The following is a 25530-nucleotide window of genomic DNA, read 5'->3' as shown; positions in this document are numbered from 1 at the left end:
TCGAGCCACCTCGTGCCGCGCGACGCGTCCGCCGTCGCCCGTCGTGCTCGGACACGAAGCGGGCACCCGTGAGCCGCGCGCGGTCGGATCTTCGTCCCGGGCTGCTGGTCGTCGGATGCGTGGCGGCGCTGCTCTACGCCAACTTCATCCTCGACTGGATCCTGCGCGGGTTCGAGGGGATGGACCTGGTCGTCAGCACGCTCGGGGCGCCCGGCGAGCCCCACGCGGTCGCGCTGCGGGTCACCGACGTGGTGTGCGGCGTGCTGGTCCTGGCGCTCCTGCCACGCGTACGCTCGCTGCTCCCGCCCGGGCCGTGGCGCGAGGTCGCGGTCTGGGGGACCGTCGTGTTCGCGATCGGAGCGGCCGCTGCGGCTGCGGTCCCGACGCCCTGCGGACCGGGCGAGACCTGCGACGCCCCGCGCCAGCTGGTGCAGTCCCTCATCCACAACGGTGCCAGCCTCGTCTCGGAGGGTGCGCTCTTCGTCGGCATGGCGGCGGTGTGGCGCGCGACCCACGCGACCGGCCCCGTGTGGTTGCGCCGGGTCGCCTTCTGGGACTTCTGGATCGGCGGGGTCGTCTTCACCAGCCTGTTCGCCTACTTCGGCTACTTCAGTGACGCGATGTGGATCGCCAGCGCCGCGCAACGGATCCACATCCTCTTCGTCAGCGCCTGGATCGTCTGCCTGGGTGTCGTCGCCGCCCACCCCCACCACCTCGACCCGAGCTCGAGGCCCGAGCGCCCGGCCGGACCGGACGAGCAGAGACCTGCCGCGTCAGAGACAAGGACCGATGACCGATGAGCACGAGGTCCCGCTGGTCGCCCGCCGAGGCGTCCCCCCAGCGCAGCGTCCCGCAGCACGCGCCTGCCGACGACCGGTGGCCGGACCTGTTCGCCTCGGCCGCCTACGCATGGGCGTTCCTCGTGCTCGTCGTGGCGCTCGTCCCCTCCTGGGGGCGCCACTTCGCACGCAACGACGACGTCGTGTCGCTGCTGCTGCTGCCGGTGGTGCCCAGCGTCGTCTACGCCTCGCTCGTGCTCGTCGTCGCGGTCGCGCTACGACGCCGGATGCGGGCCGCGTGGTGGGTCCTGGTGGTCTGGTTGCTGGTCGTGCCGCAGGTCGGCCGGGTGGTGTGGATCGTCCAGGGCGAGCGGGTCGTGCCGGCGAGCATCGGCTTCGTGGTCATCACCGCGGTCCTCGTGCTCGCGGTGCGGGTGCGGCACCAGTTCGTCGCCCGCAGCGCCGCCGGCACCCTCCGGTCGGCGGCGGCGCTCTTCCTCGCCGGCAGCGCGATCCTGCTCGTGGGTGGAGGGCTGCTCACCCAGCGCTTCGGCACGGCGTCCGGCCTCGGCGAGGCGGTGACGTACGTCCTGAACGCCACGCTTGTCGACGTCGGACGGGTCGGTCCGGGCACCGACGTCACCGCCCCCTGGTGGGTGCGTGCACTCATCGGCGCGGTCGGCACGGTGGTCGTGCTGTCCACCGCGGTCCTGCTGTTCCGCTCGCCCCGCGACAGCCGGGTGCCCGATGTCGCCGAGGAGGCCACGGTGCGCTCGATGCTGCGCGACGCCGGCGACCACGACTCGCTCGGCTACTTCGCGACGCGGCGCGACAAGTCGGTCGTCTGGGACACCGGCGCCCCCACGACCGCCCGAGCCGGGGTGTCGTACCGCGTCGTCGGCTCGGTGAGCCTCGCCAGCGGCAACCCGATCGGTGACCCGCGCTACTGGCCCGACGCGATCGGGCGCTGGCGCCAGGAGGCGCGTCGGAGCGGGTGGTCGCTCGCGGTCATGGGGGCGGGCCACGAGGGTGCGCTCGCCTTCGCCGACGCGGGCCTGACGATGCTCGACATCGGCGACGAGGCGATCGTCGACCTGGCCGCCTTCTCCCTCCACGGGACCGGCATGAAGCCCGTGCGCCAGTCGGTGTCGCGTCTGCGCCGCCGCGGCTACACCGCGACGGTCGTCCGCCACGCCACGCTCGGCGAGGACGACTTCGCCACCCTGGCCGTCGCCGCCGGCCAGTGGCGCGGTGACGGTGGGGACGAGCGGGGGTTCTCGATGGCGCTCGGACGACTCGGCGACCCGCTGGACGGGAAGTGCGTGCTGGTGCGTGCGCACGACGCCGACCGTCGGCTGCGCGGCTTCCTGAGCTTCGTCCCGTGGGGTCGCACCGGGCTGTCGCTCGACCTGATGCGTCGCGATCCCACCGCCGACAACGGACTCGTCGAGCTGATGGTCGCCAGTCTCGCCGACCAGGCCCCGCGCCTCGGCGTCGGGCCGGTCTCGCTCAACTTCGCGATGTTCCGCGAGGCCTTCGAGCGCGGTGCGGAGGTCGGGGCGGGACCGGTGGCCCGGCTGTGGCGCCAGGGCCTCCTCCTCGCGAGCAAGAACTGGCAGCTGGAGTCGCTCTACCGCTCCAACGCCAAGTACCAGCCGGAGTGGCAGCCCCGCTACATGGGCTTCGAGTACGCCTCCGACCTGCCCCGGGTCGGGACGGCGGCGGGCAGCGCCGAGGGCTTCCTGACCGCCCCGTCCATCGCGCTGCTGCGTCACCACACGAAGGAGCACCTGCTCGCCACGGGCGGGGACGAGCACGCCGCGGAGGTCCTGGCGCTGATGCGTCCCGAGCGCGACGTGGTCGCGGAGGCGCTGTCGAGTGCGCACCTCCCGGAGCAGATGCGGGTGCGGCGCGACAAGCTCGACCGGCTGCGCGCCGACGGCGTGGAGCCCTATCCGGTCACCGTGCCGCGCACGCACACGCTGGCGGAGGTGCGCTCGATCGTCGGCGACGTCGGCCCCGACGTCGACACCGGCCACCGGGTCTCGGTGGCCGGCCGGGTGCTGCTCAAGCGAGACATGGGAGGGGTGGGGTTCGCGACCCTGCGCGACGGCAGCGGTGACCTCCAGGTGATGGTCGACGCCGACCACGGCGGGCGCGAGCAGCTCGCGTTCTGGGAGCACTCCGTCGACCTCGGCGACCACGTGAGCGTCACGGGCGAGGTCGTCACGACGCACGCGGGCGAGCTCAGCGTGCGGGCGACGTCGGTCCTGCTGGCGGGCAAGGCGCTGCGCCCGCTGCCCGACAAGCACAGGGGGCTCACCGACCCGGACGCTCGCGTGCGGATGCGCTACGTCGACCTGATCGTGCGGCCCGACTCCCGCACGATGGCCTACCGGCGCGCCGCCATCGTCCGCAGCGTCCGCGACAGCCTGCACGAGCGGGGCTTCACCGAGGTCGAGACGCCGATCCTCCAGACGATCCACGGCGGGGCCAACGCGCGGCCGTTCGAGACCCACATCAACGCCTACGACCTCGACCTCTACCTGCGCATCGCGACCGAGCTGCACCTCAAGCGGCTGGTGGTGGGTGGGATGGAGCGGGTCTTCGAGATCGGTCGGCAGTTCCGCAACGAGGGCGCCGACGTCAAGCACAACCCGGAGTTCACCTCGCTCGAGGTGTACGAGACCTACGGCGACTACGACAGCATGCGGGTCCTGACCCAGGAGCTCGTCCAGGAGGCCGCGACGGCCGTCTACGGCTCACCGGTCGCCCGTCGCGCGGACGCGGACGGCACGATCGTGGAGATCGACCTCTCGGGCCAGTGGCCGGCCCGCACCGTGTGCGAGGCCGTGTCCGGGGCGCTGGGGGAGGAGGTCACCGCGGACACCCCCCTGGCCGAGCTCGTCCGGCACGCCGAGCGGATCGGGCTCGAGGTCGACCTCGAGCCCTCCTGGGGTCCGGTGCTCGAGGCGATCTACGAGGAGCTCTGCGAGGCCCGGACCACCACTCCCGTCTTCTACACCGACTTCCCCAAGGAGAACGCCCCGCTGACGCGCGCGCACCGCGACGACCCGCGCCTGGCCGAGAAGTGGGACCTCGTGATGTTCGGCGCGGAGCAGGGCACGGCCTACTCCGAGCTGGTGGACCCGGTCGACCAACGGGCGCGGCTGGTGGCGCAGTCGCTGCTCGCCGCTGCCGGCGACGTGGAGGCCATGCAGGTCGACGAGGACTTCCTCGCCGCACTCGAGTACGGCATGCCGCCGACCGGCGGCATGGGGCTGGGGATCGACCGCCTGGTGATGAACCTGACCGGGCACAGCATCCGCGACACCATCCTGTTCCCGCTGGTGAAGCCGAACCGCTGATCGCCTCGGGCGTTGCCGAGGGGCAGATGGGGTGAGGAGTGGGTCGGCCTGTAGGCCGGGTTCTGTCCCGCTCGCGCGGGGGCGACCATCCATCTGCGACGACCGTTGCCGGCCGCCTGGTGCGATCTACCCGGATGCTCGGGCGGGCCGCCCTCAAACGCATCCTGTCTGATCTTGCTCCGGGTGGGGTTTGCCTAGCTGCGCCGGTCGCCCGGCGCACTGGTGGTCTCTTGCACCACCGTTTCACCCTTACCGCCCTCCGGAGAGGGAGGCGGTCTGTTCTCTGTGGCACTGATCCCGCGGGTTGCCCCGGGTGGCTGTTGGCCACCACCCTGCCCTGTGGAGCCCGGACCTTCCTCGACCCCACTCACGTGGAGCCGCGGCCGCCCGGCCGACCCACTCAGGGGGAAGTCTAGGGGTGCGTGAGCACCTCGGCGCCATCGTCGGTGACGACCAGGGTGTGCTCGAACTGCGCGGATCGGAGCCCGTCCTTGGTCACGGCCGTCCAGCCGTCGTCCCAGATGTCGTAGTCGGGGGTGCCGAGGTTGAGCATCGGCTCGATGGTGAAGGTCATCCCGACCCGGATCTCGTCGTCGAAGCGCGCGTCGTCGTAGTGGGGGATGATCAGGCCGGAGTGGAACGCCGTGCCGATGCCGTGGCCGGTGAAGTCGCGCACGACGCCGTAGCCGAAGCGCTTGGCGTAGGCCTCGATCACCCGGCCGATGACGTTGACGCGGCGACCGGGCTTGACGGCCTTGATCGCCCGGTCGAGCGCCTCCTTCGTCCGCTCGACGAGCAGCCGCGACTCCTCGTCGACGTCGCCGGCGAGGAAGGTGGCGTTGGTGTCGCCGTGCACGCCGTCGAGGAAGGCGGTGATGTCGATGTTGACGATGTCTCCGTCCTCGACGACCCGGCTGTCGGGGATGCCGTGGCAGATGACCTCGTTGACGCTGGCGCACAGCGACTTGGGGAAGCCGCGGTAGCCGAGGGTCGACGGGTACGCGCCGTGGTCGCAGAGGAACTCGTGGCCGATCCGGTCGAGCTCGTCGGTGGTCACGCCGGGCACGACGTGCGAGCCGACGAGCTCGCGCGCCTGGGCCGCGAGCCGGCCGGCGACCCGCATCCGCTCGATCGTCTCGGCGTCCTTGACCTCCTCGCCGGTGAAGCGCTGCGGCGCCGGCTGGTCGACGTACTCCGGGCGGACGATGTGGGCGGGCACGGCACGGCGTGCGGATACCTCTGCGGGGGATACGGCTGGCACGGCCCGAGTGTAGTTTCGGCCCATGAGCGAGAACGAATACTGGTTCTGCCTGACCCACCGCACGGTCGAGGGACGAGACGGCTGCAAGAACAGCGACCGGCTCGGCCCCTACACCTCGGCGGCCGAGGCTTCGCGCGCGCTCGAGAAGGTCGAGGAGCGCAACGAGGAGTGGGACAACGACCCGGCCTGGAACGACGAGGCCGCGACCCCGGGGGACGGCGTCAGCGACGCGACTCCCGACAGGTGATCACTTCTTCCTGCCCTTCTTGCCGGTGACGGGGTTGGCCGCCTGAGCCAGGTCGGCCGCGGCGCGGACGCTCTTGAGGGCGCGCTTGGTGTTCTTGTCGAGGGTGCGGGTGAGGTCGGCGATCGCCGCCTCGTACTGCTTGCTCACCCGCGCTGCCGTCTCGGCCGCGACCCGCTCGGCGGTCTCCTGCGCGACCTTCTGGATCATCGCGGCGGTGCTGATGGCCTGGGCGCCGACGTCGACCGCGCGCTCGGCGGGCGAGCGCCGCGCCGACGACGCGATGGGCTTGGCCGTTGGCCTCGGCGTCGACTGCCGGGCCGACCGCCCAGCGGGCGGGGAGGCCGACGGGCGCGCCGGCGCCGTGGCCGACGACGACTTCGTGCCTGTGGTCTTCGTGGCTGTCGACTTCTTCGTGGCGGACTTCGCGGCGGACTTCGTGGCCGGCGACTTCTTCGCCGCAGACTTCGTGGCGGGGGCCTTCGTCGCGGTCGACTTCTTGGCCGTCGACTTCGCGGGGGACTTCTTCGCCGTTGACTTCGCGGCGGACTTCTTCGCCGCGGACTTGGTGGCGGTCGACTTCTTCGCCGCGGACTTGGTGGTGGCGGACTTCTTCGCCGCGGACTTGGTGGCGGTCGACTTCTTCGCCGGGGACTTCTTGGCTGCCGTCCTGCCGGCCGGTGTCTCGCTCACGTCGGGCTCCTCGCGTCGTCGGGACCTCGATCCTTCCGTGCCGGGGCCGACTTGTCACCGCCACCGGCCCGCCGGCGGCAGCGCGGCGGGCCGGACCGGTGACCTCAGAAGGTGTGCTCGGGGCCGGGGAACGTGCCCCCGCGGACGTCGTCGGCGTAGGCCCGCGCCGCCTCGAGCAGCACGCCGTGGACGTCGGCGTACTGCTTGACGAAGCGCGCCATCCGGCCCGTGCGCAGGCCGAACGCGTCCTGCCACACGAGCACCTGGCCGTCGCACGCCGGACCGGCGCCGATGCCGATGGTGGGGATGGTCAGCTCCTTGCTGACCTGCTCGGCGACGTCGCCGGGCACCATCTCCATCACCACGGCGAACGCGCCGGCGTCCTCCATCGCGTGCGCGGCGGCCAGGATCCGGTCGGCCGCCTCGCCGCGCCCCTGGACCCGGTAGCCGCCGAGGGCGTGCTCGCTCTGCGGGGTGAAGCCGATGTGGGCCATGACGGGGATGCCGTTGGTCGACAGCTTCTCCACCTGGGGCGCCACCTCGACGCCGCCCTCGAGCTTGACGGCGTGCGCGTCGGCCTCCTTCATGAAGCGGACGGCCGTGTGGAAGGCCTGCTCCGGCGACGCCTGGTAGGAGCCGAACGGGAGGTCGGCGAGGACCAGCCCGCGCCGCGCGGCGCGCGAGACGGCGCGGACGAGGGGGATGAGCTCGTCGACCGTCACGGGCAGCGTCGTCTCGTAGCCGAGGACGTTGTTGGCCGCGGAGTCACCGATGAACAGGATGTCGATGCCGGCCTCGTCGAAGACCGCCGCGGTGTACATGTCGTAGACCGTGAGCATGGTGATCTTTTCGCCGCGCTCCTTCATCTCCCGCAGGTGATGGGTGCGTACGCGCTTCACGGGCGCCGACGGTGCCGGGCCGGAGCCGTAGGGGGCAGTCTCTTCGGGCATGCTCGCTCCTCGTCATCTCGCGGCTCCCTGATGGAGTCCACGGACCACTCGTCAGGCTAGTGGCGACCGGTCGGTAGGGCGCTGTGGCGGCCGTCACGCTCGGCGGCGGACGTCAGCGCGGCGAGACGCGGACGACCCGGTCGCGCGCGCCGTTGTCGGTGGTGAGGAGGAGGTCGCCGTCGCGCGCCGCGGTGACCGAGCGCAGTCGGCCCAGGCGCTGCAGCCGGGGCGGACGGGTGACGGAGGTGAGCCGACCGGCGGCGTCGAAGCGGAGGAACAGGACCTCGGATCCCTTGAGCGCGGCGACGGCGAGCGTCCCCTCGAGCGGTCCCCACTGGGAGCCGCGCACCCAGGCGGCGCCGGAGGTCGCGATCGTCGGGGTACCGGAGGACCACGCGGCCTCCTGCTGCTGGCCCGGGAGCGACTGGTCGGTCATCGGCACGGTCTCGTCGTAGCCCGGGACCGGGTTCCAGCCGTAGTCACCGCCCGGGACGAGCAGGTTGACCTCGTCGTCGCGGTCGCTGCCGTGCTCGACCGACCAGAGGGTCCCGTCGTCGCGCTGGGCCAGGCCCTGGACGTTGCGGTGGCCGTAGGTCCACACGAGCGGGCGGGCACCGCTCGCGTCCGCGAACGGGTTGCCGGGCATCGGCGCGCCGGTGCGGCGGTGTACCCGCAGCACCTTGCCGCCGAGGGAGTCGAGGGAGCGCGGGTTGGTGCCGACGGCGGCGTCGCCGGTGCCGACGAACAGGGCGTCGCTGTCGCGGTCGAGCAGCAGCCGGCAGCCACCGTGGCGTCCCGACGTCGCCGGGAAGTCGCCGACCACGAGGCGCGGCTGCGAGAGCCTGCGCCACCGCGGGTCGACCCGCCACCGCGTCACCCGCACCTCCGTGCCGCGCCGGGTCGAGGCGCCGTGGCACGCCCACAGCGTCCGCGAGCCGGCGTCCACCGCGATCGACAGCAGGCCGGTCTCGCCGGAGACCCAGACCTGCGTCGAGAGGTCGGCGAGGGTCCGGCGCTTCCCCTTCCGTACGACGCTGAGCCGGGCGCGGTCGCGCTCGGAGACGAGCAGCCGGCCACCCGGTCCCTGCTGGACGTCCCAGGGGTGCTGGAGCCCGCGGACGACGGTGCGGACCCGCAGCTGTGGGGCTCGCTCGTCGCGAGGGGCAGCACGTTCGCCGGCCCCGGTCGCCGGCGGCGGAAGGGTGACGAGCCCGGCGACGAGCGCGGCGAGGGCGACGGACAGGGACCACCGGGTGCTGCGGAGGGGCTGGCGCACGGCGCCGACGCTACGACTGCGCGAGGGCGGCGGTAAAGGGTGGCTCGCCGGGCGGGAGGGGACGGGCGAGCTGGATGCCGACCCGGGTGGTGGCGTAGCCGAGCCGGGTGTTGAGGGCGCGCATCGCTGCGTTGCCGTCCTGGGTCCAGGTGTAGACCTCGTGGATCCCGTGGTCGGCCGCCCAGGCGAGGGCGCGCTGCTTGAGGTGGACTGCCAGGCCGCGCCCGCGCCAGGCACGGCGCACGGCGGTCAGGCCGTTCTCGGCGCGGGTCGGCTGGTCGGGGTCGCGGCCCAGGCCCGCGCAGCCGACGACCTCCCCCTCGTGCAGCGCGAGGAACATCGGGTCGGCGAGCCAGGACGTCGCCCAGCGCTCCGGCGTCACGTCGAGCGGGGTGTCGACGGCGAAGTCCGCCAGCGCCTCGAGCCCGAGGCCGTCGTACGCCGCCTCCCACAGCCCGGGCCGCTCCTGGGCGGTGACGACCTCGATCCCATCAGGAGCCGGCGCCACCGCGATGGGGGCGTCGATGCGGAAGGTCTGCTCGACCTCGCGGTTGACCTCCTCGAACCCGAAGCGCTGTGCGAAGGCGAGCGAGCCCTCGTCGTCCGCGCCCGCGCGCAGCGTCGGGACGCCGAGGCCGGCGACGTGCGCGACGAGCCGGTCGAGCAGGGCCGTGCCCACGCCGCGCCTGCGGTGCTCGGGGAGCACGCGCGGCACGACCGAGCCGCCGCCGCTGGTCTCCGAGCGGTCGGCCAGGCCGGAGCCGACCACCACGCCGTCCTCACGGGCCAGCACCATCAGCCGATCGGGCCCGGCGTGCGCGCGCATCTCCTCCACCGACTGGGCGCGCTCGTAGGGCACGACCGCGATCCGCACCTGTCGCCACGCCTCGAGGTCCTCGTCGGAGGCACACGGGGTGATGACGAGGGCCATGACCGCACCGTAGGACGTGCCGGCCCGGTCCTCCCACCCATTTGCCGGCCCGCGTGCCGCGAGGGGTGGGATCTCGGCCCGGTCCGCCTCCCTAGAGTGGCGGCGTGGACTTCTACTCCGCCTACGCCCAGGGCTTCGCCCGCATCGCCGCCGTCACCGTGCCCGTGCACCTGGCCGACCCGGCCGCCAACGCCGCCGAGGTGATCGAGCAGGCGCGGGCCTGCCACGACGACTCGGTCGCGATCGCGGTGTTCCCCGAGCTGGGCCTGACGGGCTACTCGGTCGACGACCTCTTCCTGCAGGACACCCTGCTGGCGAGCGTCGACCAGGCGATCGCCGACATCGTGGCGGCGAGCGCCGACCTGATGACGATGCTCGTCATCGGGGCCCCGGTCGTGCACGGCAACCGGGTCTTCAACTGCGCGGTCGTGGTGCAGCGCGGGTCGGTGCTCGGGGTGGCGCCGAAGTCGTACCTGCCCAACTACCGCGAGTTCTACGAGCGCCGCTGGTTCGCCCCGGGCGACGACCGCGAGCTGGAGTGGATCACGGTCGCCGGCCAGGAGGTCCGCTTCGGGCCCGACCTGATCTTCCGGTGCCTCGACGTGCCAAGCCTCGACCTGCACGTCGAGGTCTGCGAGGACCTGTGGGTGCCGGTGCCGCCGAGCGCGGAGGCCGCGCTGGCCGGCGCCACCGTGCTGGCCAACCTCAGCGGCTCGCCGATCACCATCGCCCGCGCCGAGGACCGCCGGCTCCTGGTGCGCAGCGCCAGCGCGCGGTGCGCCGCGGCGTACGTCTACGCCGCCGCCGGCCAGGGCGAGTCGACGACCGACCTGAGCTGGGACGGCCAGACGATGGTCTACGAGTGCGGCTCGCTCCTCGGCGAGAGCGAGCGGTTCCCCGACGGCCCGCGCCGCACAGTGGTCGACGTCGACCTCGACCTGATCCGGCAGGAGCGGATGCGGCAGGTCACCTTCGACGACAACCGGCGCACCCACCACGAGCGGGTCAACCGCTTCCGCACCGTCGAGTGGGAGCTCGAGCCGCCCGTCGGCGACATCGGGCTGATGCGCAAGGTCGACCGCTTCCCGTTCGTCCCCGACGACCCCGAGCGCCTCGAGCTCGACTGCTACGAGGCCTACAACATCCAGGTCTCCGGGCTCGAGCAGCGGCTCACCGCGATCGGCGCGCCGAAGGCCGTGATCGGCGTGAGCGGCGGTCTCGACTCCACCCACGCGCTGATCGTCGCGTGCAAGGCGATGGACCGGCTCGGGCGCCCGCGCAGCGACGTGCTGGCCTTCACGATGCCCGGCTTCGCGACCGGCTCGACCACCAAGTCGTACGCCACCCGGCTCTCGCAGGCGCTCGGGGTGACGTTCGAGGAGCTCGACATCCGGCCCGCCGCCGAGCAGATGCTCGCCGACATGGGCCACCCCTACAGCGAGGGGGAGAAGGTCTACGACGTCACGTTCGAGAACGTCCAGGCCGGGCTTCGCTACGACTACCTCTTCCGGCTGGCCAACCAGCGCGGGGGCATCGTCGTCGGCACCGGCGACCTCTCCGAGCTCGCGCTCGGCTGGTGCACCTACGGCGTCGGCGACCAGATGTCGCACTACAGCGTCAACGCCGGCGTGCCCAAGACGCTCGTGCAGCACCTCATCCGCTGGGTGATCAGCCACGGGGAGCTCGAGGAGGCCAACGAGGTCCTCGCGGAGATCCTGGAGCAGGAGATCACCCCCGAGCTGATCCCGGTCGAGGAGGGACAGCGGCCGCAGGCCACGCAGGACACCGTCGGTCCCTACAACCTGCAGGACTTCACGCTCGCGCTCGTCGTGCGCCACGGCTTCCGGCCCCGCAAGATCGCCTTCCTGGCCTGGCACGCGTGGCAGGACGCCGCGGCGGGGGAGTGGCCGCCCGGGTTCCCCGAGGACGCGCGGGTGGCGTACTCGCTCGAGGAGGTCCGCAACTGGCTGCAGGTCTTCGTCAAGCGCTTCTTCGCCAACCAGTTCAAGCGCTCGGCGCTGCCCAACGGGCCGAAGGTCAGCCCGAGCGGCACCATGAGCCCGCGCGGCGACTGGCGGATGCCCAGCGACGCCAAGGGCACCGCGTGGCTCGCCGAGATCGAGCGGGACGTGCCGACCTCCTGAGGTCTTTGCCTGCCCTTAACGGCCGGCTGGAGCGCGCTTAGCCCCCCGCCCGCCAACCTCGTGGTCGACGGACGCCACCCGGGCGTCCGACGACGAAGGAGGAAATGTGCGGAGGAACGTGGTCATCGCCGTGGTCGTGGTCGTGGCGGTCGCGATCGGGCTGGGCGTGTGGTGGGCCGTGGACGACGCGGCCGACAAGAGCGCCACCGAGCGCGGCACGTGCGGCGGCGCCACCTGGGAGCTCACGACCGAGCGGGAGGACGGCGGCACCGAGGTCAGCGCCGAGCTGCAGTCGGCCGGACCGGGCGAGGAGTGGCAGGTCGAGCTGACCCGCGACGACACGTCCCTGCTCAGCGGCGTCCGCACGACCGACGAGGACGGCGAGATCGACGTCGACGCCTTCAGCTCCGGCGACTCGGGCGACGCGTCCTACTCCGTCACCTTCACCCCCGCCGACGGGGAGCCCTGCACGGCCACGATCGGCTCCTGACCCACCACGAAGCGCGGCCCGTCCGGGCCACCCGACCTGAGGAGTACCCCATGAAGAAGACGCTCATCGCCACCACCGCCCTGGTCGCCACCGCCGCGGCCGGCACCACCGTCCTCGTCGCGTCGCCCGCCAGCGCCGACGTCGAGCGGCGCGGCACCTGCGCCGGCGCGACCTTCGAGCTCAACGTCGACCGCGAGGGCCGCCGCGGCTTCGAGGTCGACGCCGACATCGACCGGGCCCGCCCGGGCAGCCAGTGGCGCGTGGCCATCCGTCACGACGGCAAGCTGGCGGTGTCCCGCGTGCTGCGCGCGGACGACGAGGGCGAGCTCAGCCTCGACACGTTCCGCCGCAACACCCCCGGCAAGGACACCTTCAAGCTGACGGTGACGCCCGCCGGCGGGAAGTCCTGCTCGCTGAAGGTCACCGTGCGCTGAGCGACGGCTCCGCAGGGGCCTGGGTCAGGCCGTCCGCAACGTGACGGCGACCCGGGCTCCTCCCATGTCCGAGGTGCCCGCCTCCAACGCGCCGCCGCAGCTCTCGGCCGTGCGGGCCGCGATCGAGAGGCCGAGCCCGGTGGAGCCGCCTCCGCTCGACCCGCGGCCGGTGGCGTCGAGCCCGGGCGGCAGGCCCGGGCCGGCGTCCTCGACGACCAGCTCGACCACGTCGTCCTGCGCGTCGAGGGTGATCCGCACGGCCGCGTCGTCGGGGGTGTGGGAGAAGACGTTGTCGAGCAGCACGTCGACCAGCGCCTCCAGGTCGGCGCGGCTGGCCCGCAGGAGCGGCCCCGCCGGTGCGAGGTGGACCTCGTAGGGGCGGCCCTGGTCCTCGGCCAGCGGCTCCCAGTGGCGTACGCGCTCGGTGATCACCGCGACCGCGTCGGTGCGGGGGTCCAGCCCTTCGCGCTCGGAGCGCCGGGCCTCGCGGACGATCTCGTCGACGGTGGCCTGCAGGGCGTCGAGGTCGCCGCCGAGCCGGTGGCGCAGCAACGGGTCGTCGACCGCCTCGACCCGCAGCCGCAGGGCGGTGACCGGCGTCCGCAGGCGGTGGGAGAGGTCGGCGACGTTGGCCCGCTCGCGCGCGAGGAGCAGCTGGATGCGCCCGACCAGCCGGTCCACCGCGCTGGCGAGCTCCTGCACCTCGGGCGGGCCCGACACCGCAGGGAGCGGGGTGACGACGCCGGTGCCGCCGAGCGAGCGGGTGTGCCGGGCGAGCTGCCGGATCGGAAGCACGAACGAGCGCCCCAGGCGGTCGACCACGGCGAGCGAGCCGGCCAGGAGCACGAGCGCGAGCAGCGCGAGGAGCCCCCACGCCGCCCCGACGGCCGAGTCGAGGCCGGGCTCGTCCACGACGACACGGATCACCGGGGTCTGCGACGGGAGCGCGGAGTTGCCGCCCCGCGAGACCGGCACGAGGAGCTGCGACCCACCGGGCACGTCGTCCACGCGCGCCCGACCGGTGTTGCGGGCGTCGAGGACCAGCGCGCCCTGTCCGGGGTCGGGGCCGATCTCCGGCCCGTCGGGGTAGAGCACGGTCACCCGTGCGTCGCGGTCGCTGTCGTTGACGCGGTCGACGTACTGCGCGACCGCGCCCGCGTCCTGGCCCGACACGACGGTCTCCACCGCCTGGACCTCCAGCGCGGCGCGGGCCAGCCGGTCCTCCAGGGCGTAGCTGCGCACCAGGATCATCATCGGCACGAGCATCGCGAGCAGGACCATGGAGATCGCGGCCGCCGCCGTCACGAGGAGGCTGCGGCGCACCTCAGTCGTCCTCGGCCTGGTCGGGCTCGGGCGCGGCGAGTCGTACGCCGACGCCGCGCACGGTGGTCAGGTAGCGGGGCGAGCTGGCGGTCTCGCCGAGCTTGCGGCGCAGCCACGACAGGTGCACGTCGACGGTCTTGTCCGAGCCGCCCCACGGCTGGCGCCACACGTCGACCAGCAGGTCACGCTTGGTCACCACCTCGCCGGGTCGCTCGGCGAGGTGGGCGAGCAGGTCGAACTCGCGCGGCGTCAGGTCGATCTCCCGGCCGTCGAGCTGCACGCGGCGCCCGGCCAGGTCGACGGACAGGCCGCCGACGGTGAGGGTCGTGGGCCGCCGTCGGCCGGACGCGGCGCGGCGCAGCACCGCGCGGACGCGGGCGTCGAGCTGGGCGCTGGTGAAGGGCTTGACGACGTAGTCGTCGGCGCCGGCGTCGAGGGCCCCGACGAGCGACGGGTCGTCGGCGCGGGCACTGGCGATGATCACCGGCACCTCGCTCACCGCCCGCAGCATCGACAGCACCTGGGTGCCGTCGACGTCGGGCAGGCCGAGGTCGAGCACGACCAGGTCGGGGGAGGAGTCGACGGTGAGCTGCAGCCCGGCCATCCCGGTCGGCGCCGAGGTGACCGTGTGGCCGCACTCGCGCAGGCCCCGCACCATCAACGGCCTGATCCGGTCGTCGTCCTCGATGATCAGCACCTCGGCCACCCATCGACCGTACCGTCCCCGACGCGCGCCACCGCGGCCTTAGCCGCGCCTTAACCGGCTCCTCACCCCACGCTGACCGGCGAACCGGCAAGATGCGCCCCGTGAGACGTCGGATGCTGCTCGTGGGCCTGTGGGTCGCGGCCACGCTCCTCGCCGTGGTCGCCGGCGTGTTCGCGGTGTCGACCGTGGGCGCCACCATCCGCGACCGCGGTCCCGTGGGCGACGAGGTCGCCCGCGACGCCTCTGTGCCGTCCCCCACCGCACCGGAGCCCGACGGTCCGGCCGTGTCCGACGAGATCACGGGGGAGTGGGGGGCCTTCCTCGTCGAGTGCCGCGACACCTGGGCGTACGGCGTCGGTGTGCGCGCGGACAAGCAGGCGGGCTGGCGCGCCGTGAGCTGGGAGCAGGGCCCGGACGACGACGTCGAGGCGGTCTTCAGCGACGGTCGCAGCTCGGTCGAGCTCGACGTCTTCTGCAACCGCGGACGGCCCACGCTCGGCGACCTCGAGCGAAACACGCTGGGCGACGACTGATCCTTCTGCCAGTCTCGGTGCGACCCGATGGACCGCAGCCCGCGTCCCCATCGTTGACACCACCTCACGGGGGAGACCACCCATGGCCCACCGATCCACCGCCCGTCCCACCGTCCCATCCGGCGCCCTCCGGTCGCTGGCCACCGCGCTCGCGGGCGTCGCGCTGCTCGCCGGCTCGCTGGCGTCCGCGCCCGCCCACGCCCGGCCGGCCCCCGCTGAGCCCGCCGAGCGCGCTGCCGCTCGTACGACCCTGACCTTCACCGTCGAGGACTGCGAGGGCTGCCGGATCCAGCTCGTCAACGCCCGGCGCACGCTGGACGCCCACGTGGTCCACGTGTGGCAGTCGCGCACCAGGAAGGTGCGCGACGGATCGGTGACCTTCCGCGTCGCGACCCGGCGCACGTGGGGGATGTCGGCCACCGTCGTCGCGCCCTGGGAGGGCCACACCGGCTATCTCGCCACCGTGGCGTGGCGCTACAACGGCAAGCGCGTCGGCGACCCCGTCACCGTGGAGGAGGCCGTGACCAAGCGGCGCGCGTCGGCGTGCTGGGAGGGCGTCCGCAGCCGGAGGGTCACCGTGCCGCTCGTCGTGGAGAAGGTGCGGGTGGGCGGTGTGCACGAGGAGGTCAACGGCAGCATCGCCTTCGTGCCCACCACCCAGAGCTGGCTCGCGCCGATGCGCGAGGTCTGGGACGGCGTCCTCGGGTCGCAGGACGTCAACATCTGCGGCTGACGGTGGTGCTAGCGTCCGAGCGCATGAGCGGGCGCCACGCGTTCACCTCGCGCCCCGTCGGTGTCTTCACCGTCGTGGTCACGGGCGTGATCGGCGTCGGCGCCCTCTACCTGGCCGCGACGCGCGCGGAGCAGCGCCTGCTCAACCTCGTGCTCGGCGCGTTCATGGTGTCGGTGGCCGCGATGGTCGGCCTCGGCCAACGGCGCAGCACCTCGACGTGGCGGCGCACCGAGCTGCGCGGACGCCCCGCGTGGGCGCTGGCGCTCGGCGAGCGCGGCCAGGCCCCCGCGGTCGCCGTCGTGCTGACGACGCTCGGCATCGGCCTGGGGCTGGCGGCCGTGCTCGACGAGCGCACCGGGGTGCGTGTGGTGGCCGGCGTCCCGGCGCTGCTCGTGCTGGTGCTGGCCGCCGAGATGTGGCGTGCGTGGTCGCGGCGACCCGAGCTGCGGATCTCGGCCGACCTCGTCGAGCTGCACGGCATTGGCATCGACAGCGAGCTGGCGTGGGACGACGTCGGCGCCGTGGTGCCCGACAGCCTCGGCACCCTCTGGGCCGCGCTGGTGCTGACCGCCGCGGCGGGCGCGCCGTCGTACCGGTGGCGACCGAGCCGGCTACTGCTTCCCCTCGACCGCGAGCCCGACCCGCCGGGCATCCACCTGCGCGTCGGGCTGGTGGCCGACGAGGCCCAGCTGCGGCGCCTGCTTCGCGAGCTGCACATCGCCGACAGGGCCCGGCGCGAGGCGCTGATCGGCGGCGGGATGCCGTCGGACGCGGGTTTCTGACTCGGCTGCTGACACCCTCCGACCCTCGTGTCGCGCTGGCCCTAGGCTGGTGGCATGGGCAAGCAAGAGGACTTCGTGATCCGGGCGCTCGAGGAGCGTGACGTCCGGTTCGTGCGGCTGTGGTTCACCGACGTGCTGGGCTTCCTCAAGAGCGTGAGCGTCGCACCGGCCGAGCTCGAGAACGCGTTCGAGGAGGGCATCGGGTTCGACGGCTCGGCCATCGAGGGATTCGCCCGCGTCTACGAGTCCGACATGCTCGCGCACCCCGACGCCTCGACGTTCCAGATCCTGCCATGGCGCACCGGCGACGAGGGCGGCCCGGCCACCGCGCGGATGTTCTGCGACATCGTGATGCCCGACGGCAGCCCGTCCTACGCCGACCCGCGCCATGTGCTGAAGCGGACCCTGAGCACCGCCGCCGACAAGGGCTTCACCTTCTACACCCACCCCGAGATCGAGTTCTACCTGTTCAAGGACGTGCCGGGGAAGGGCGACGAGCCGGAGCCGGTCGACCGCAGCGGCTTCTTCGACCACACCGCCCAGTCGCGAGGAGCCGACTTCCGCCGCGACGCCATCACGATGCTCGAGGCGATGGGCATCTCGGTCGAGTTCAGCCACCACGAGGGCGGCCCAGGCCAGCAGGAGATCGACCTGCGCTATGCCGACGCGCTGACCACCGCCGACAACATCATGACCTTCCGCACGGTCATCCGGGAGGTCGCCCTCGGCCACGGGATCTGGGCGTCCTTCATGCCCAAGCCGTTCACCACCCACCCTGGGTCGGGCATGCACACCCACGTGTCGCTCTTCGAGGGCGATCGCAACGCCTTCTTCGAGGCCGGCGCGCAGTACCAGCTCTCCAAGACCGGCCGGCAGTTCATCGCCGGGATCCTGCGCCACGCGGGCGAGATCAGCGTGGTCACCAACCAGTGGGTCAACTCCTACAAGCGCCTGCTCGGTGGGGGCGAGGCCCCGTCCGGCGTGTGCTGGGGCCACAACAACCGGTCCGCCATGATCCGGGTGCCGATGTACAAGCCCAACAAGGGCCAGTCCACCCGCATCGAGCTGCGCACGATCGACCCGGCCTGCAACCCCTACCTCGCCTTCGCGGTCGTCCTGGCCGCGGGCATGAAGGGCATCGAGGAGGGCTACGAGCTGCCCCGCGAGGCCGAGGACGACGTCTGGTCGCTGACCGAGCGGGAGCGCAGGGCACTCGGCATCGCGCCGCTGCCGCGCAGCCTGTGGGACGCCATCGGGATCGCCGAGGACTCCGAGCTGCTGGCCGAGACGCTCGGCGAGCACGTCTTCGACTTCTTCCTGCGCAACAAGCGCGCCGAGTGGGAGGAGTACCGCACCCAGGTCTCCGCCTACGAGCGCGACCGGATGCTGCCGGTCCTCTGAGCCCGGCGGACTGACGCAGATGGGGGACACGCCGGGGTCGTACGTCCGCAAGGGCTTCGTCGACGGCGCCGCCGCTGCCCGCGGGATCGCGCGGCTCGGCCAGGCGGGTCCGCCGCTGACCGACGAGCTCGCCGCGTCGGCCGACCCGGACGCCGCGCTCGAGGGCCTGCTCCGGCTCGCCGAGGCCCTCGACGAGCAGGCCGAGGGCACCGGCGCGGAGATGCTCACCGAGGTGGCCGACGACGAGGGCACCGCGATGCGACTGTGCAGCGTGCTCGGCGCGAGCGCCGCCCTGACCCTGCACCTGGTCCGCCACCCGGAGCACTGGCGCGAGCTGACCGACCCCACCCTCGGCACCACCCGGGCCGCCGCGTACGCCCTGCGCGAGGCGATGCTGCGCGCGGTGGGCGCCGACCCGCATGCTGGGGAGCCGGTGGCCGGACTTCCCGACGCCGAGGCCGTCGACGCGCTGCGCGTGGAGTACCGCAGGCACCTGCTGCGGCTGGCCTCGCGCGACCTCTCCCACCACGTGGCGCTCGACGACGCGGCGGCCGAGATCTCCGACCTCGCCGCGGCCACCCTGGAGGGCGCGCTGGCCGTGGCCCGCGCGCGGGTCGGCGACGGCGCCCGCACGGTGCGGCTCGCGGTCGTCGCGATGGGCAAGTGCGGCGGCCACGAGCTCAACTACATCTCCGACGTCGACGTCGTCTTCGTCCACGAGCCGGCACCCGGGGCCGACGAGGGCGCCGCCCTGCGCGCGGCCACCCAGCTGGCCTCGCACCTGATGCGGATCTGCTCCGACCACACGCGCGAGGGGACGATCTGGCCGGTCGACGCCAACCTCCGACCCGAGGGCAGCCAGGGCCCGCTGGTGCGCACCCTCGCCAGCCACCAGGGCTACTACGAGAAGTGGGCCAAGACCTGGGAGTTCCAGGCGTTGCTCAAGGCGCGACCGGTCGCGGGGGACGCCGACCTGGGCCGTCGCTACCGCGAGATGGTGGCCCCGATGGTGTGGAGCGCCGCGGGTCGCGACGGCTTCGTCGAGGACGTGCGGGCGATGCGCCGACGAGTCGTCGAGCACATCCCGGCGCACGAGGCCGAGCGGCAGCTCAAGCTCGGCTCCGGCGGCCTGCGCGACGTCGAGTTCGCGGTGCAGCTGCTCCAACTCGTCCACGGCCGGGCCGACCCGTCGTTGCGCGAGGGCGCGACGCTGAGCGCGCTGAGCCGCCTCACCGACGGCGGCTACGTCGGTCGCGAGGACGGCGAGAAGCTGCACGAGGCCTACACGTTCCTCCGCACCCTCGAGCACCGGATCCAGCTCTACCAGCTGCGGCGCACGCACGTGCTGCCCGAGGATGAGGCGTCGCTGCGTCGTCTCGGCCGCTCCATCGGCATCTTCTCCGAGCCGGCCACCCAGGTCGACCGGCGCTGGCGCCACCACCGCCGCGAGGTGCGCCGGCTCCACGAGAAGCTGTTCTACCGACCGCTGCTCGGGGCCGTCGCCAAGCTCCCCGGCTCGGAGGCACGGCTGTCGCTGGAGGCCGCGGAGGCCCGGCTGTCCGCCCTGGGCTACGCCGACCCGCGGGCCGCGCTGCGCCACCTCGAGGCGCTGACGAGCGGGGTCTCGCGCACCTCCGACATCCAGCGCACCCTGCTGCCGGTGCTGCTGGGGTGGTTCGCCGACTCGCCCGACCCCGACGCGGGGCTGTTCGGCTTCCGGCGGATCAGCGAGAGCCTCGGCCGCACCCCGTGGTACCTCACGATGCTGCGCGACGAGGGCGAGGTCGCCCAGCGGCTCGCCGTCGTCCTCGGCACCTCGCGCTACGCCACCGACCTGCTCGAGCGCGAGCCGCAGGGCGTGAGGATGCTGGGGGAGTCGCTGGTGCCGCTGACCGCCGAGGCGGCGCTGGCGGAGATGCAGGCGGTCGCCGAGCGCGCCGACTCGCCCGAGGCCGCGGTCGCCGCTGTGCGCTCGGTGCGCCGGCGCGAGCTGCTCCGCATCGCCTGCGGCGACCTCGTCGCGGGCACGGACGTGGCAGTGGTCGGCCAGGGGCTGACCCGGCTCACCGACGCCACCTTGCAGGCGACGCTCGACATCGCGATCGAGGCGGTGCGGCGCCAGCGTGGCCTGGACGCGCCGCCGAGCCGGATCGCCGTGGTCGCGATGGGTCGCTACGGCGGGTTCGAGCTGTCGTACGGCAGCGACGCCGACGTGATGTTCGTGCACGAGGCCGCCCACGGTGCGGACACCCAGGCCTCGGCGTCGTTCGCGACCGCGGTCGTCTCGGAGGTACGTCGCCTGCTCTCGCTGCCGGCCAGCGACCCGCCGCTGGAGATCGACGCCGACCTGCGCCCGGAGGGCAAGAACGGCCCGATGGTGCGCACCGTGGAGTCCTACGCCGCCTACTACGCGAAGTGGTCGGACGTGTGGGAGTTCCAGGCCCTGCTGCGAGCCGACGCGGTGGTCGGCGACCCCGACCTGCGCGCCCGCTTCACCGAGCTCATCGACCCGCTGCGCTTCCCCCTCGACGGCATCGCGGAGTCCGCCGTGCTCGAGGTGCGTCGGATCAAGGCACGCGTCGACGACGAGCGCCTGCCGCGCGGCGCGGACCGGCACACCCACCTCAAGCTCGGTCGCGGCGGGCTGGCCGACGTCGAGTGGACCGTGCAGCTGCTGCAGATGCGGCACGCGGGGCGGGTCGAGGGGCTGCGCACGACGCAGACGCTGCCCGCCCTGGAGGCGGCGGCCGGGGCGGGGCTGGTCGCCGAGGCCGACGCGGCGACGCTGGCGGAGGCCTGGCGGCTGGTGAGCCGGGTGCGCAACGCCGTCACGCTCGTGCGCGGCAGACCGGCCGACCAGCTGCCCAGCGACGCCCGCGAGCGCGCCGCGGTCGCGCGGGTGCTGGGCTACCCGCAGGGCGCGTCGGACGAAATGGTCAACGACTACCTGCGCACCACCCGCCGCGCCCACGCCGTGGTCGAGCGGGTCTTCTGGGAATGAAGCGATGTGCTTCATCGATGGACAAATGAAGCAATTACCTTCATTATCGAGGAGTGCCCAGGACTGCCGTCGCGACGCTGATCGGCGACCTCGTGGGGTCTCGAGCCTCCCACGACCGCGCCGACCTCCACCAGCGCCTCGAGTCGGCGCTGGGCGAGGTCAACGACCTGGTGCACCCGCTCCGGCCGCTGTGGGTCACCGTCGGGGACGAGTACCAGGGTGCCTTCGCGACGGTCGCGGAGGCCGTGCGGGCCACGCTGCTGGTCCGGACGCGGCTGCTCCCGGACCACGACGTGCGCCACGGCATCGGCTGGGGGGCGACGACCGTCCTCGACGCGGACACCGGCATCGAGGACGGACCCGGGTGGTGGGCGGCCCGGGTGGCGATCGAGGCCGCCGCCAGCGCGGAGCACAGCCCGGCCCAGCGGTGGCTGCGCACGGCGTACGTCGTGGCCGACGGCGCCGCCGGGGGAGCGGACCCCGCCCTGGTCAACGCCGGGCTGGTGCTGCGTGACGAGCGGGTCAGCGGCCTGTCGGCGCGCTCGGTGTCGGTGCTGCGTGGTCTGCTGTCCCACGAGACCCAGCGCGACGTCGCCGACGCCCTGGGGATCAGCGCGTCCGCGGTGTCGCAGCGGGTGCGCGCCGACGGGCTCGCGGCGATCGTCGCGGCCCACGACCTGCTCGCGCCCGCCAGTGGGGGCGACGACCCGGAGGAAGGAGACCGATGAGCTGGCTCGGGATCCTGCTGATCGGGTTCGCGGTCACCGACCTGATCCACGCCGTGCGCCGCACGCGCTACCTGCCCGAGTGCGTCGGGGCGCTGGTGGCGCTGTGCACCGGCCTGCTGGCCGGGCTGACGTCGGGGCGGGACGTGGCGGCGCTCCTGGGCATCGCGGTCGTGGTGCTGCTGTGGGGCCTGACTGTCACGTGGGGCTTCGGCCACCCGGGACCGAAGGCGGCCCGTCTGCCGCTCGGCGTGTTCCTGGTGGCGCTGGTGGGCGCGATCGCCTGCTCCGGGCTGGCGCCGGAGGCCTCCGGCCCGCTGGCCCGGTGGCTCGACTCCCTCGCCGTGGGCGATCTCGACGGCGTCGGTCCCGACCGGTTCCTGCTGCTTCTCGGCGCGTTCGCGATCCAGCTCTCCACCGGCAACGTGCTGGTCCGGCTGGTGCTCAAGGCGACCGGCACCATCAACCCGCGGGCCGACGGCGCGATGCCGCCCACCCGGCTCAAGGGCGGGCGTCTGCTGGGTCCGCTCGAGCGCGTCTTCATCCTCGCCCTCGCCCTCGGCGGGCAGGTGACGGCGGCCAGCGTGGTCGTCGCCGCCAAGGGGCTGCTGCGCTTCCCCGAGCTCTCGTCGCGGCGCGACCAGGACCGGATCCACCAGCTCACCGAGTACTTCCTGCTGGGGTCGTTCGTGTCGTGGCTGGTGGCCCTGGGCTCCTACGTCCTGCTGGCCTGAGCGCCGGGGCCGTCGGTGCGCTCGGCGCGCCGCGAGGCGACGCCGGCGTCGGTGCAGAAGCCACCTCCGTGGCGCTTGAGGCAGAGCAGCCCGACCAGCAGCCCCTGGCGGTCGACCACGGCGACGCGCCGCTCGCCCACGGCGCGCATCGCCCGGCGTACCTGCTCCGCGGGCAGGTCGGCGCCGATGGTGCGCCCCTCGAGCACGGCATGCGCGAGCGCGGGCTGCTCCCCGGACCCGGCGGCGGCGAGGTCCCGGCGCACGAGCGTGCCGAGCAGCTGCTCGCCGACCCGGCCCGTGCCGGTGAGCAGCACCATGTGGACGTGGGGGCTGGCGAGGACCTCCTGTACGTCGGCCACCGTCGCCTCCCCGTCCAGGACGATCGGGGACCGCAGCATCACCTCTGCCACCCGTGCCGTCACCCTGCGACGATAGGCGCACCCCGCGCGAGTGTCTGCCTCGGGCGGCGAGCGGGGACCTCAGGTCGGGGCGGGCCGCCCCGCGGGCGGTACGAGCAGCAGCTGCTCCCTGCGGAGGGGGAGACGCCCGGGCGGGTGCGGCGCTGCGGCGTCCGTCCCCGCGACGGTGGGCTCCGCGCCGCTCGTCCGCGATCGAACACGCTTGCGAATATGCGCAAGAGCGGGTAGTCTGATCGGACGCACCATAGGTCCATGGCTCCAGGGCGTCGCCCGGGCCATGGCTGAGTGGAGCGAGTTGCGAGGGTGACGTGATAGTCCGGGGACCCGGGCCTCCAGGAGCGACGACCATCGATCGATCGCGCGCGTGCGCGATCGGCTCGTCGTCGACGTGGAGGAGGTCCGTGGTGGTGCACCCGATCATCGCCGCCGCCTGCGACGTCCGCGCGCGCCTCAAGTCGGTGTCCGGGGCCAACCCGACGTTCATGACCACCGCCGAGAAGGCGAGCGCGTTGGGTGAGCTGGGTCGGGCCGAGGGACAGCTGGCCGAGCTGCGGTTGCGGATCCTCGCCGAGGCCGGCGACCTCGCTGCCGACACCGCGGCCCGGGACGCCGCCGGCTGGCTGGCGCAGCAGACCCGCACGTCGTTCGCGGACGCGCGGTCCGACCTGCGCCTGGCCGAGTCGTTGGACCGCCACCGGCCGGTCCTCGCGGCCGCCATGCGGGAGGGCGCCGCGAGCCTGGCGCAGGCGCGGGTGATCGATCGTGCGCTCACCGCGCTGCCCGGTGCCGTCGCCGCCGAGACCGTGTCGCTGGCCGAGGCGCACCTCGTCGACCGGGCGGGGGAGTTCGGTCCCAAGGAGCTCGGTCGCATCGGGCGCCGCATCCTCGACGTCGTCGCGCCCGAGGTCGCCGAGCGAGCCGAAGCCGCTCGGCTCGCCGACCTCGAGGCCCACGCCCGCGAGCACACCCGGCTGACGATGCGTCGGCTCGGCGACGGCACGACCCGCATCTCCGGCCGGCTCCCCGACGCCGCGGCGACACGGTGGGTGACCTACCTGGAGGCCTTGACCAACCCGCGACTGGCTGGTCCCGCCGGGGGCGACGTCGCCGAGCGGCTTCCCCACCCGCGCCGGATGGGCGAGGCGTGGATCCAGCTCCTCGAGACCCTCGACGCCGGTCGGCTGCCGGTCCACGGCGGCGACGCGACCACCGTGGTCGTCACCATCTCGTTGGAGTCGCTCAGGGCCGAGCTCGCCACGGCGGACCTGCTCGGCTCGGGGCTGGTGCCGGGCGACGAGCTCACGGGGGACCGGATCACCGCCGCCGAGGCGCGCCGCCTGGCGTGCAGCGCCAGGATCCTTCCGGTGGTCCTCGGCGGCGAGGGCCTGCCGATCGACCTCGGCCGTGTCCGGCGCCTCTTCACCCCCGCGCAGCGCAAGGCGCTCCTGGTCCGCGACCGCACCTGCCGTGCCGAGGGCTGCGAGATCCCCGCCACCTGGTGCGAGGCCCACCACCTCGAGCCCTGGCACCACGGCGGACCCACCGACCTCGCCAACGGCCTCCTGCTCTGCACCCACCACCATCACCGCGTCCACGACGCCGGCCACCGGGTCGACCGGCTCCCCAACGGCGACCTCCGCTTCCATCGACGCAGATAGGAGGCACGGGCGGGACAGTCTCGGTCGGTCATCGGGCGAGCAGGAGCCGGTGACACCCGGTCAACGAGGGAGGACGATGTCTCGATGGGCCGACTCGCGATCCCCGCGGCCGCGTCCTGAGGGGGGTGCGGTGGTGGTGCGAGAGTGGCGGTGATCGACGACGTCCGCGCGCTCGGGTCGGAGCTCGAACGTTCCTACGAGGTCTACGTACGAGGGCGCCTGAAGTTCCGGGTCAAGCAGATCGTCTACGTCGCGTTCTCCCTCGACGAGCGCGTGATGGGGTTCGGGTTCCCCAAGGAGGAGCGCGCCGCACTCGTGGAGAGCGAGCCGCACAGGTTCCACCTGCCCCCGCAGGCCGACCTGCGCTTCCACTGGGTCCACGCCGACCTTGCGACGCTGGACCCTGCCGAGGCCCGCGAGCTCGTCGTCGACGCCTGGCGCCTGGTCGTGCCGCAGAAGGTCTCGCGCGCATACGACCTCGCCCACCCCCACGGCCCGGGCTGACGTCCGCAGCCGAGCGGGAGACCTCACGGGGTTCGTCCCTCACGGCGACGCAGCACCGGATCTGCTGCAGGCCCGGGTTCGTTCCCCGGCTCCGGCAGATGGAGAGGTCGACGCTACGACCGCATCGCACTGCCTCGCCTTGGTACAGGCCTCAACTGACGCAGAACTCGTTGCCCTCGGGGTCGCGCATGACGACGCAGTAGAACGACTCACCGGGGCCGCGGCCTTGTGTCCTTCGCTCCACAGCTGCTCCGAGGCCGACCAGCTCGACCACACGTGCCTCGACCAGCTCGACTCGCCGCTCCATGGACATCGTGTCGTCACGACCCGTTGGATAGAGGTCGAGGTGGAGTCGGAGGCCAGCTGCCAGAAGGTCACGCGACCCAAGGCAGGGGGCGATCCGGGGGGTGTGTCGACGCCCACCCCCAGCCACCCGGAAGA

The 25530-nt window shown here is 73.3% G+C and carries 24 protein-coding genes and 1 other RNA gene; 15 read left to right on the top strand and 10 right to left on the bottom strand.

Annotated elements, in window-relative coordinates; genetic code table 11:
• Positions 1 to 68 precede the first annotated feature (68 nt).
• A complete protein-coding gene (locus AC54T2_RS16295) occupies positions 69 to 800 on the top strand; it encodes a DUF998 domain-containing protein (RefSeq protein ID WP_496666702.1) in 732 nt (243 codons plus the stop codon).
• A complete protein-coding gene (lysX, locus tag AC54T2_RS16290) occupies positions 797 to 4147 on the top strand; it encodes a bifunctional lysylphosphatidylglycerol synthetase/lysine--tRNA ligase LysX (protein WP_496666701.1) in 3351 nt (1116 codons plus the stop codon). The genes AC54T2_RS16295 and lysX overlap by 4 nt, the downstream gene beginning before the upstream one ends.
• Before the next feature lie 35 nt (positions 4148 to 4182).
• Here the strand turns inward: lysX and rnpB are convergent.
• Together rnpB and map are read right to left on the bottom strand one after the other, a co-directional pair.
• An RNA gene (rnpB, locus tag AC54T2_RS16285) (RNase P RNA component class A) lies at positions 4183 to 4546 on the bottom strand.
• A 13-nt stretch (positions 4547 to 4559) separates the two neighbouring features.
• Entirely contained in the window at positions 4560 to 5432 is an 873-nt protein-coding gene (gene map, locus AC54T2_RS16280) for a type I methionyl aminopeptidase (protein ID WP_186342643.1), read from the bottom strand.
• Between map and AC54T2_RS16275 the strand changes: the two genes are divergently transcribed.
• Positions 5431 to 5655, top strand: a complete 225-nt coding sequence (locus AC54T2_RS16275) for a hypothetical protein (protein WP_496666700.1) — start codon at positions 5431 to 5433, stop codon at positions 5653 to 5655. The genes map and AC54T2_RS16275 overlap by 2 nt on opposite strands.
• Here the strand turns inward: AC54T2_RS16275 and AC54T2_RS16270 are convergent, their stop codons facing one another.
• The 4 genes from AC54T2_RS16270 to AC54T2_RS16255 all read right to left on the bottom strand — a co-directional run bounded on the left by AC54T2_RS16270 (position 5656) and on the right by AC54T2_RS16255 (position 9502).
• Complete coding sequence (locus AC54T2_RS16270) at positions 5656 to 6345, bottom strand: hypothetical protein (protein ID WP_496666699.1); 690 nt, start codon at positions 6343 to 6345, stop codon at positions 5656 to 5658.
• Positions 6346 to 6449: 104 nt separating this feature from the next.
• Positions 6450 to 7295 (bottom strand): 3-methyl-2-oxobutanoate hydroxymethyltransferase, encoded by an 846-nt coding sequence (gene panB, locus AC54T2_RS16265; RefSeq protein WP_186342640.1) that lies wholly within the window; start codon positions 7293 to 7295, stop codon positions 6450 to 6452.
• 112 nt (positions 7296 to 7407) lie between these two features.
• Positions 7408 to 8571: a PQQ-dependent sugar dehydrogenase gene (locus AC54T2_RS16260; protein WP_489976221.1), complete on the bottom strand. Its 1164-nt coding sequence runs from the start codon at positions 8569 to 8571 to the stop codon at positions 7408 to 7410.
• A gap of 10 nt (positions 8572 to 8581) precedes the next feature.
• Positions 8582 to 9502 carry a GNAT family N-acetyltransferase gene (locus tag AC54T2_RS16255; protein WP_496666698.1) on the bottom strand — a complete coding sequence of 307 codons (921 nt, stop codon included), beginning with the start codon at positions 9500 to 9502 and terminating at the stop codon, positions 8582 to 8584.
• Positions 9503 to 9606: 104 nt separating this feature from the next.
• Here AC54T2_RS16255 and AC54T2_RS16250 point away from each other — a divergent pair, with 104 nt between their 5' ends.
• The 3 genes from AC54T2_RS16250 to AC54T2_RS16240 all read left to right on the top strand — a co-directional run bounded on the left by AC54T2_RS16250 (position 9607) and on the right by AC54T2_RS16240 (position 12570).
• Positions 9607 to 11646, top strand: coding sequence for an NAD(+) synthase (locus AC54T2_RS16250; RefSeq protein WP_496666697.1), 2040 nt, complete (start codon positions 9607 to 9609; stop codon positions 11644 to 11646).
• A gap of 106 nt (positions 11647 to 11752) precedes the next feature.
• Positions 11753 to 12136, top strand: a complete 384-nt coding sequence (locus AC54T2_RS16245; RefSeq protein WP_489976218.1) for a hypothetical protein — start codon at positions 11753 to 11755, stop codon at positions 12134 to 12136.
• 50 nt (positions 12137 to 12186) lie between these two features.
• Positions 12187 to 12570 carry a hypothetical protein gene (locus tag AC54T2_RS16240; RefSeq protein ID WP_186342635.1) on the top strand — a complete coding sequence of 128 codons (384 nt, stop codon included), beginning with the start codon at positions 12187 to 12189 and terminating at the stop codon, positions 12568 to 12570.
• Between the two features lie 24 nt (positions 12571 to 12594).
• On the opposite strand, the gene AC54T2_RS16235 is transcribed toward AC54T2_RS16240, so the two are convergent.
• Positions 12595 to 13893, bottom strand: coding sequence for a sensor histidine kinase (locus AC54T2_RS16235; RefSeq protein ID WP_186342634.1), 1299 nt, complete (start codon positions 13891 to 13893; stop codon positions 12595 to 12597).
• Between the two features lies 1 nt (position 13894).
• Positions 13895 to 14599, bottom strand: a complete 705-nt coding sequence (locus AC54T2_RS16230) for a response regulator transcription factor (protein WP_496666696.1) — start codon at positions 14597 to 14599, stop codon at positions 13895 to 13897.
• A 101-nt stretch (positions 14600 to 14700) separates the two neighbouring features.
• On the opposite strand from AC54T2_RS16230, the gene AC54T2_RS16225 reads away from it, so the two are divergent.
• From AC54T2_RS16225 to AC54T2_RS16195, 7 genes are all read left to right on the top strand, one after another.
• A complete protein-coding gene (locus tag AC54T2_RS16225; protein WP_496666695.1) occupies positions 14701 to 15132 on the top strand; it encodes a hypothetical protein in 432 nt (143 codons plus the stop codon).
• 82 nt (positions 15133 to 15214) lie between these two features.
• The gene (locus AC54T2_RS16220; protein ID WP_496666694.1) at positions 15215 to 15865 is read left to right on the top strand and encodes a hypothetical protein; all 651 of its coding nucleotides are present in this window, start codon (positions 15215 to 15217) and stop codon (positions 15863 to 15865) included.
• A 23-nt stretch (positions 15866 to 15888) separates the two neighbouring features.
• Positions 15889 to 16647 carry a hypothetical protein gene (locus tag AC54T2_RS16215; protein ID WP_496666693.1) on the top strand — a complete coding sequence of 253 codons (759 nt, stop codon included), beginning with the start codon at positions 15889 to 15891 and terminating at the stop codon, positions 16645 to 16647.
• A 54-nt stretch (positions 16648 to 16701) separates the two neighbouring features.
• Positions 16702 to 18048: a glutamine synthetase family protein gene (locus AC54T2_RS16210; protein WP_186342629.1), complete on the top strand. Its 1347-nt coding sequence runs from the start codon at positions 16702 to 16704 to the stop codon at positions 18046 to 18048.
• A gap of 19 nt (positions 18049 to 18067) precedes the next feature.
• Positions 18068 to 21049 carry a bifunctional [glutamine synthetase] adenylyltransferase/[glutamine synthetase]-adenylyl-L-tyrosine phosphorylase gene (locus tag AC54T2_RS16205; protein WP_496666692.1) on the top strand — a complete coding sequence of 994 codons (2982 nt, stop codon included), beginning with the start codon at positions 18068 to 18070 and terminating at the stop codon, positions 21047 to 21049.
• Between the two features lie 53 nt (positions 21050 to 21102).
• Positions 21103 to 21777 carry a SatD family protein gene (locus AC54T2_RS16200; protein WP_496666691.1) on the top strand — a complete coding sequence of 225 codons (675 nt, stop codon included), beginning with the start codon at positions 21103 to 21105 and terminating at the stop codon, positions 21775 to 21777.
• Positions 21774 to 22508: a hypothetical protein gene (locus AC54T2_RS16195; RefSeq protein WP_186342627.1), complete on the top strand. Its 735-nt coding sequence runs from the start codon at positions 21774 to 21776 to the stop codon at positions 22506 to 22508. The genes AC54T2_RS16200 and AC54T2_RS16195 overlap by 4 nt, the downstream gene beginning before the upstream one ends.
• Here AC54T2_RS16195 and AC54T2_RS16190 read toward each other — a convergent pair.
• Positions 22490 to 22930, bottom strand: coding sequence for a CBS domain-containing protein (locus AC54T2_RS16190; RefSeq protein WP_186342626.1), 441 nt, complete (start codon positions 22928 to 22930; stop codon positions 22490 to 22492). The genes AC54T2_RS16195 and AC54T2_RS16190 overlap by 19 nt on opposite strands.
• Before the next feature lie 401 nt (positions 22931 to 23331).
• On the opposite strand from AC54T2_RS16190, the gene AC54T2_RS16185 reads away from it, so the two are divergent.
• Both AC54T2_RS16185 and AC54T2_RS16180 read left to right on the top strand, forming a co-directional pair.
• On the top strand, positions 23332 to 24585 hold the full coding sequence (locus tag AC54T2_RS16185; RefSeq protein ID WP_496666690.1) for an HNH endonuclease signature motif containing protein: 1254 nt from the start codon (positions 23332 to 23334) through the stop codon (positions 24583 to 24585).
• A gap of 150 nt (positions 24586 to 24735) precedes the next feature.
• Positions 24736 to 25089, top strand: coding sequence for an MmcQ/YjbR family DNA-binding protein (locus tag AC54T2_RS16180; RefSeq protein WP_241005378.1), 354 nt, complete (start codon positions 24736 to 24738; stop codon positions 25087 to 25089).
• A gap of 151 nt (positions 25090 to 25240) precedes the next feature.
• On the opposite strand, the gene AC54T2_RS16175 is transcribed toward AC54T2_RS16180, so the two are convergent.
• Positions 25241 to 25522 (bottom strand): VOC family protein, encoded by a 282-nt coding sequence (locus AC54T2_RS16175; protein ID WP_496666689.1) that lies wholly within the window; start codon positions 25520 to 25522, stop codon positions 25241 to 25243.
• Positions 25523 to 25530: the final 8 nt, after the last annotated feature.

The organism is Nocardioides sp. Z35_8 (assembly GCF_059621125.1).
Note: the sequence above shows the minus strand (reverse complement) of the source record. Positions and strands in the feature narration are given on the sequence as shown.

Bases quoted from the DNA above. Each gene is read 5' to 3' on its own strand.
- lysX (WP_496666701.1), top strand. From the start codon at position 797: ATGAGCACGAGGTCCCGCTGGTCGCCCGCCGAGGCGTCCCCCCAGCGC.
- AC54T2_RS16275 (WP_496666700.1), top strand. From the start codon at position 5,431: ATGAGCGAGAACGAATACTGGTTCTGCCTGACCCACCGCACGGTCGAG.
- map (WP_186342643.1), bottom strand. From the start codon at position 5,432: ATGGGCCGAAACTACACTCGGGCCGTGCCAGCCGTATCCCCCGCAGAG.
- panB (WP_186342640.1), bottom strand. From the start codon at position 7,295: ATGCCCGAAGAGACTGCCCCCTACGGCTCCGGCCCGGCACCGTCGGCG.
- AC54T2_RS16255 (WP_496666698.1), bottom strand. From the start codon at position 9,502: ATGGCCCTCGTCATCACCCCGTGTGCCTCCGACGAGGACCTCGAGGCG.
- AC54T2_RS16240 (WP_186342635.1), top strand. From the start codon at position 12,187: ATGAAGAAGACGCTCATCGCCACCACCGCCCTGGTCGCCACCGCCGCG.
- AC54T2_RS16220 (WP_496666694.1), top strand. From the start codon at position 15,215: ATGGCCCACCGATCCACCGCCCGTCCCACCGTCCCATCCGGCGCCCTC.
- AC54T2_RS16215 (WP_496666693.1), top strand. From the start codon at position 15,889: ATGAGCGGGCGCCACGCGTTCACCTCGCGCCCCGTCGGTGTCTTCACC.
- AC54T2_RS16210 (WP_186342629.1), top strand. From the start codon at position 16,702: ATGGGCAAGCAAGAGGACTTCGTGATCCGGGCGCTCGAGGAGCGTGAC.
- AC54T2_RS16205 (WP_496666692.1), top strand. From the start codon at position 18,068: ATGGGGGACACGCCGGGGTCGTACGTCCGCAAGGGCTTCGTCGACGGC.
- AC54T2_RS16195 (WP_186342627.1), top strand. From the start codon at position 21,774: ATGAGCTGGCTCGGGATCCTGCTGATCGGGTTCGCGGTCACCGACCTG.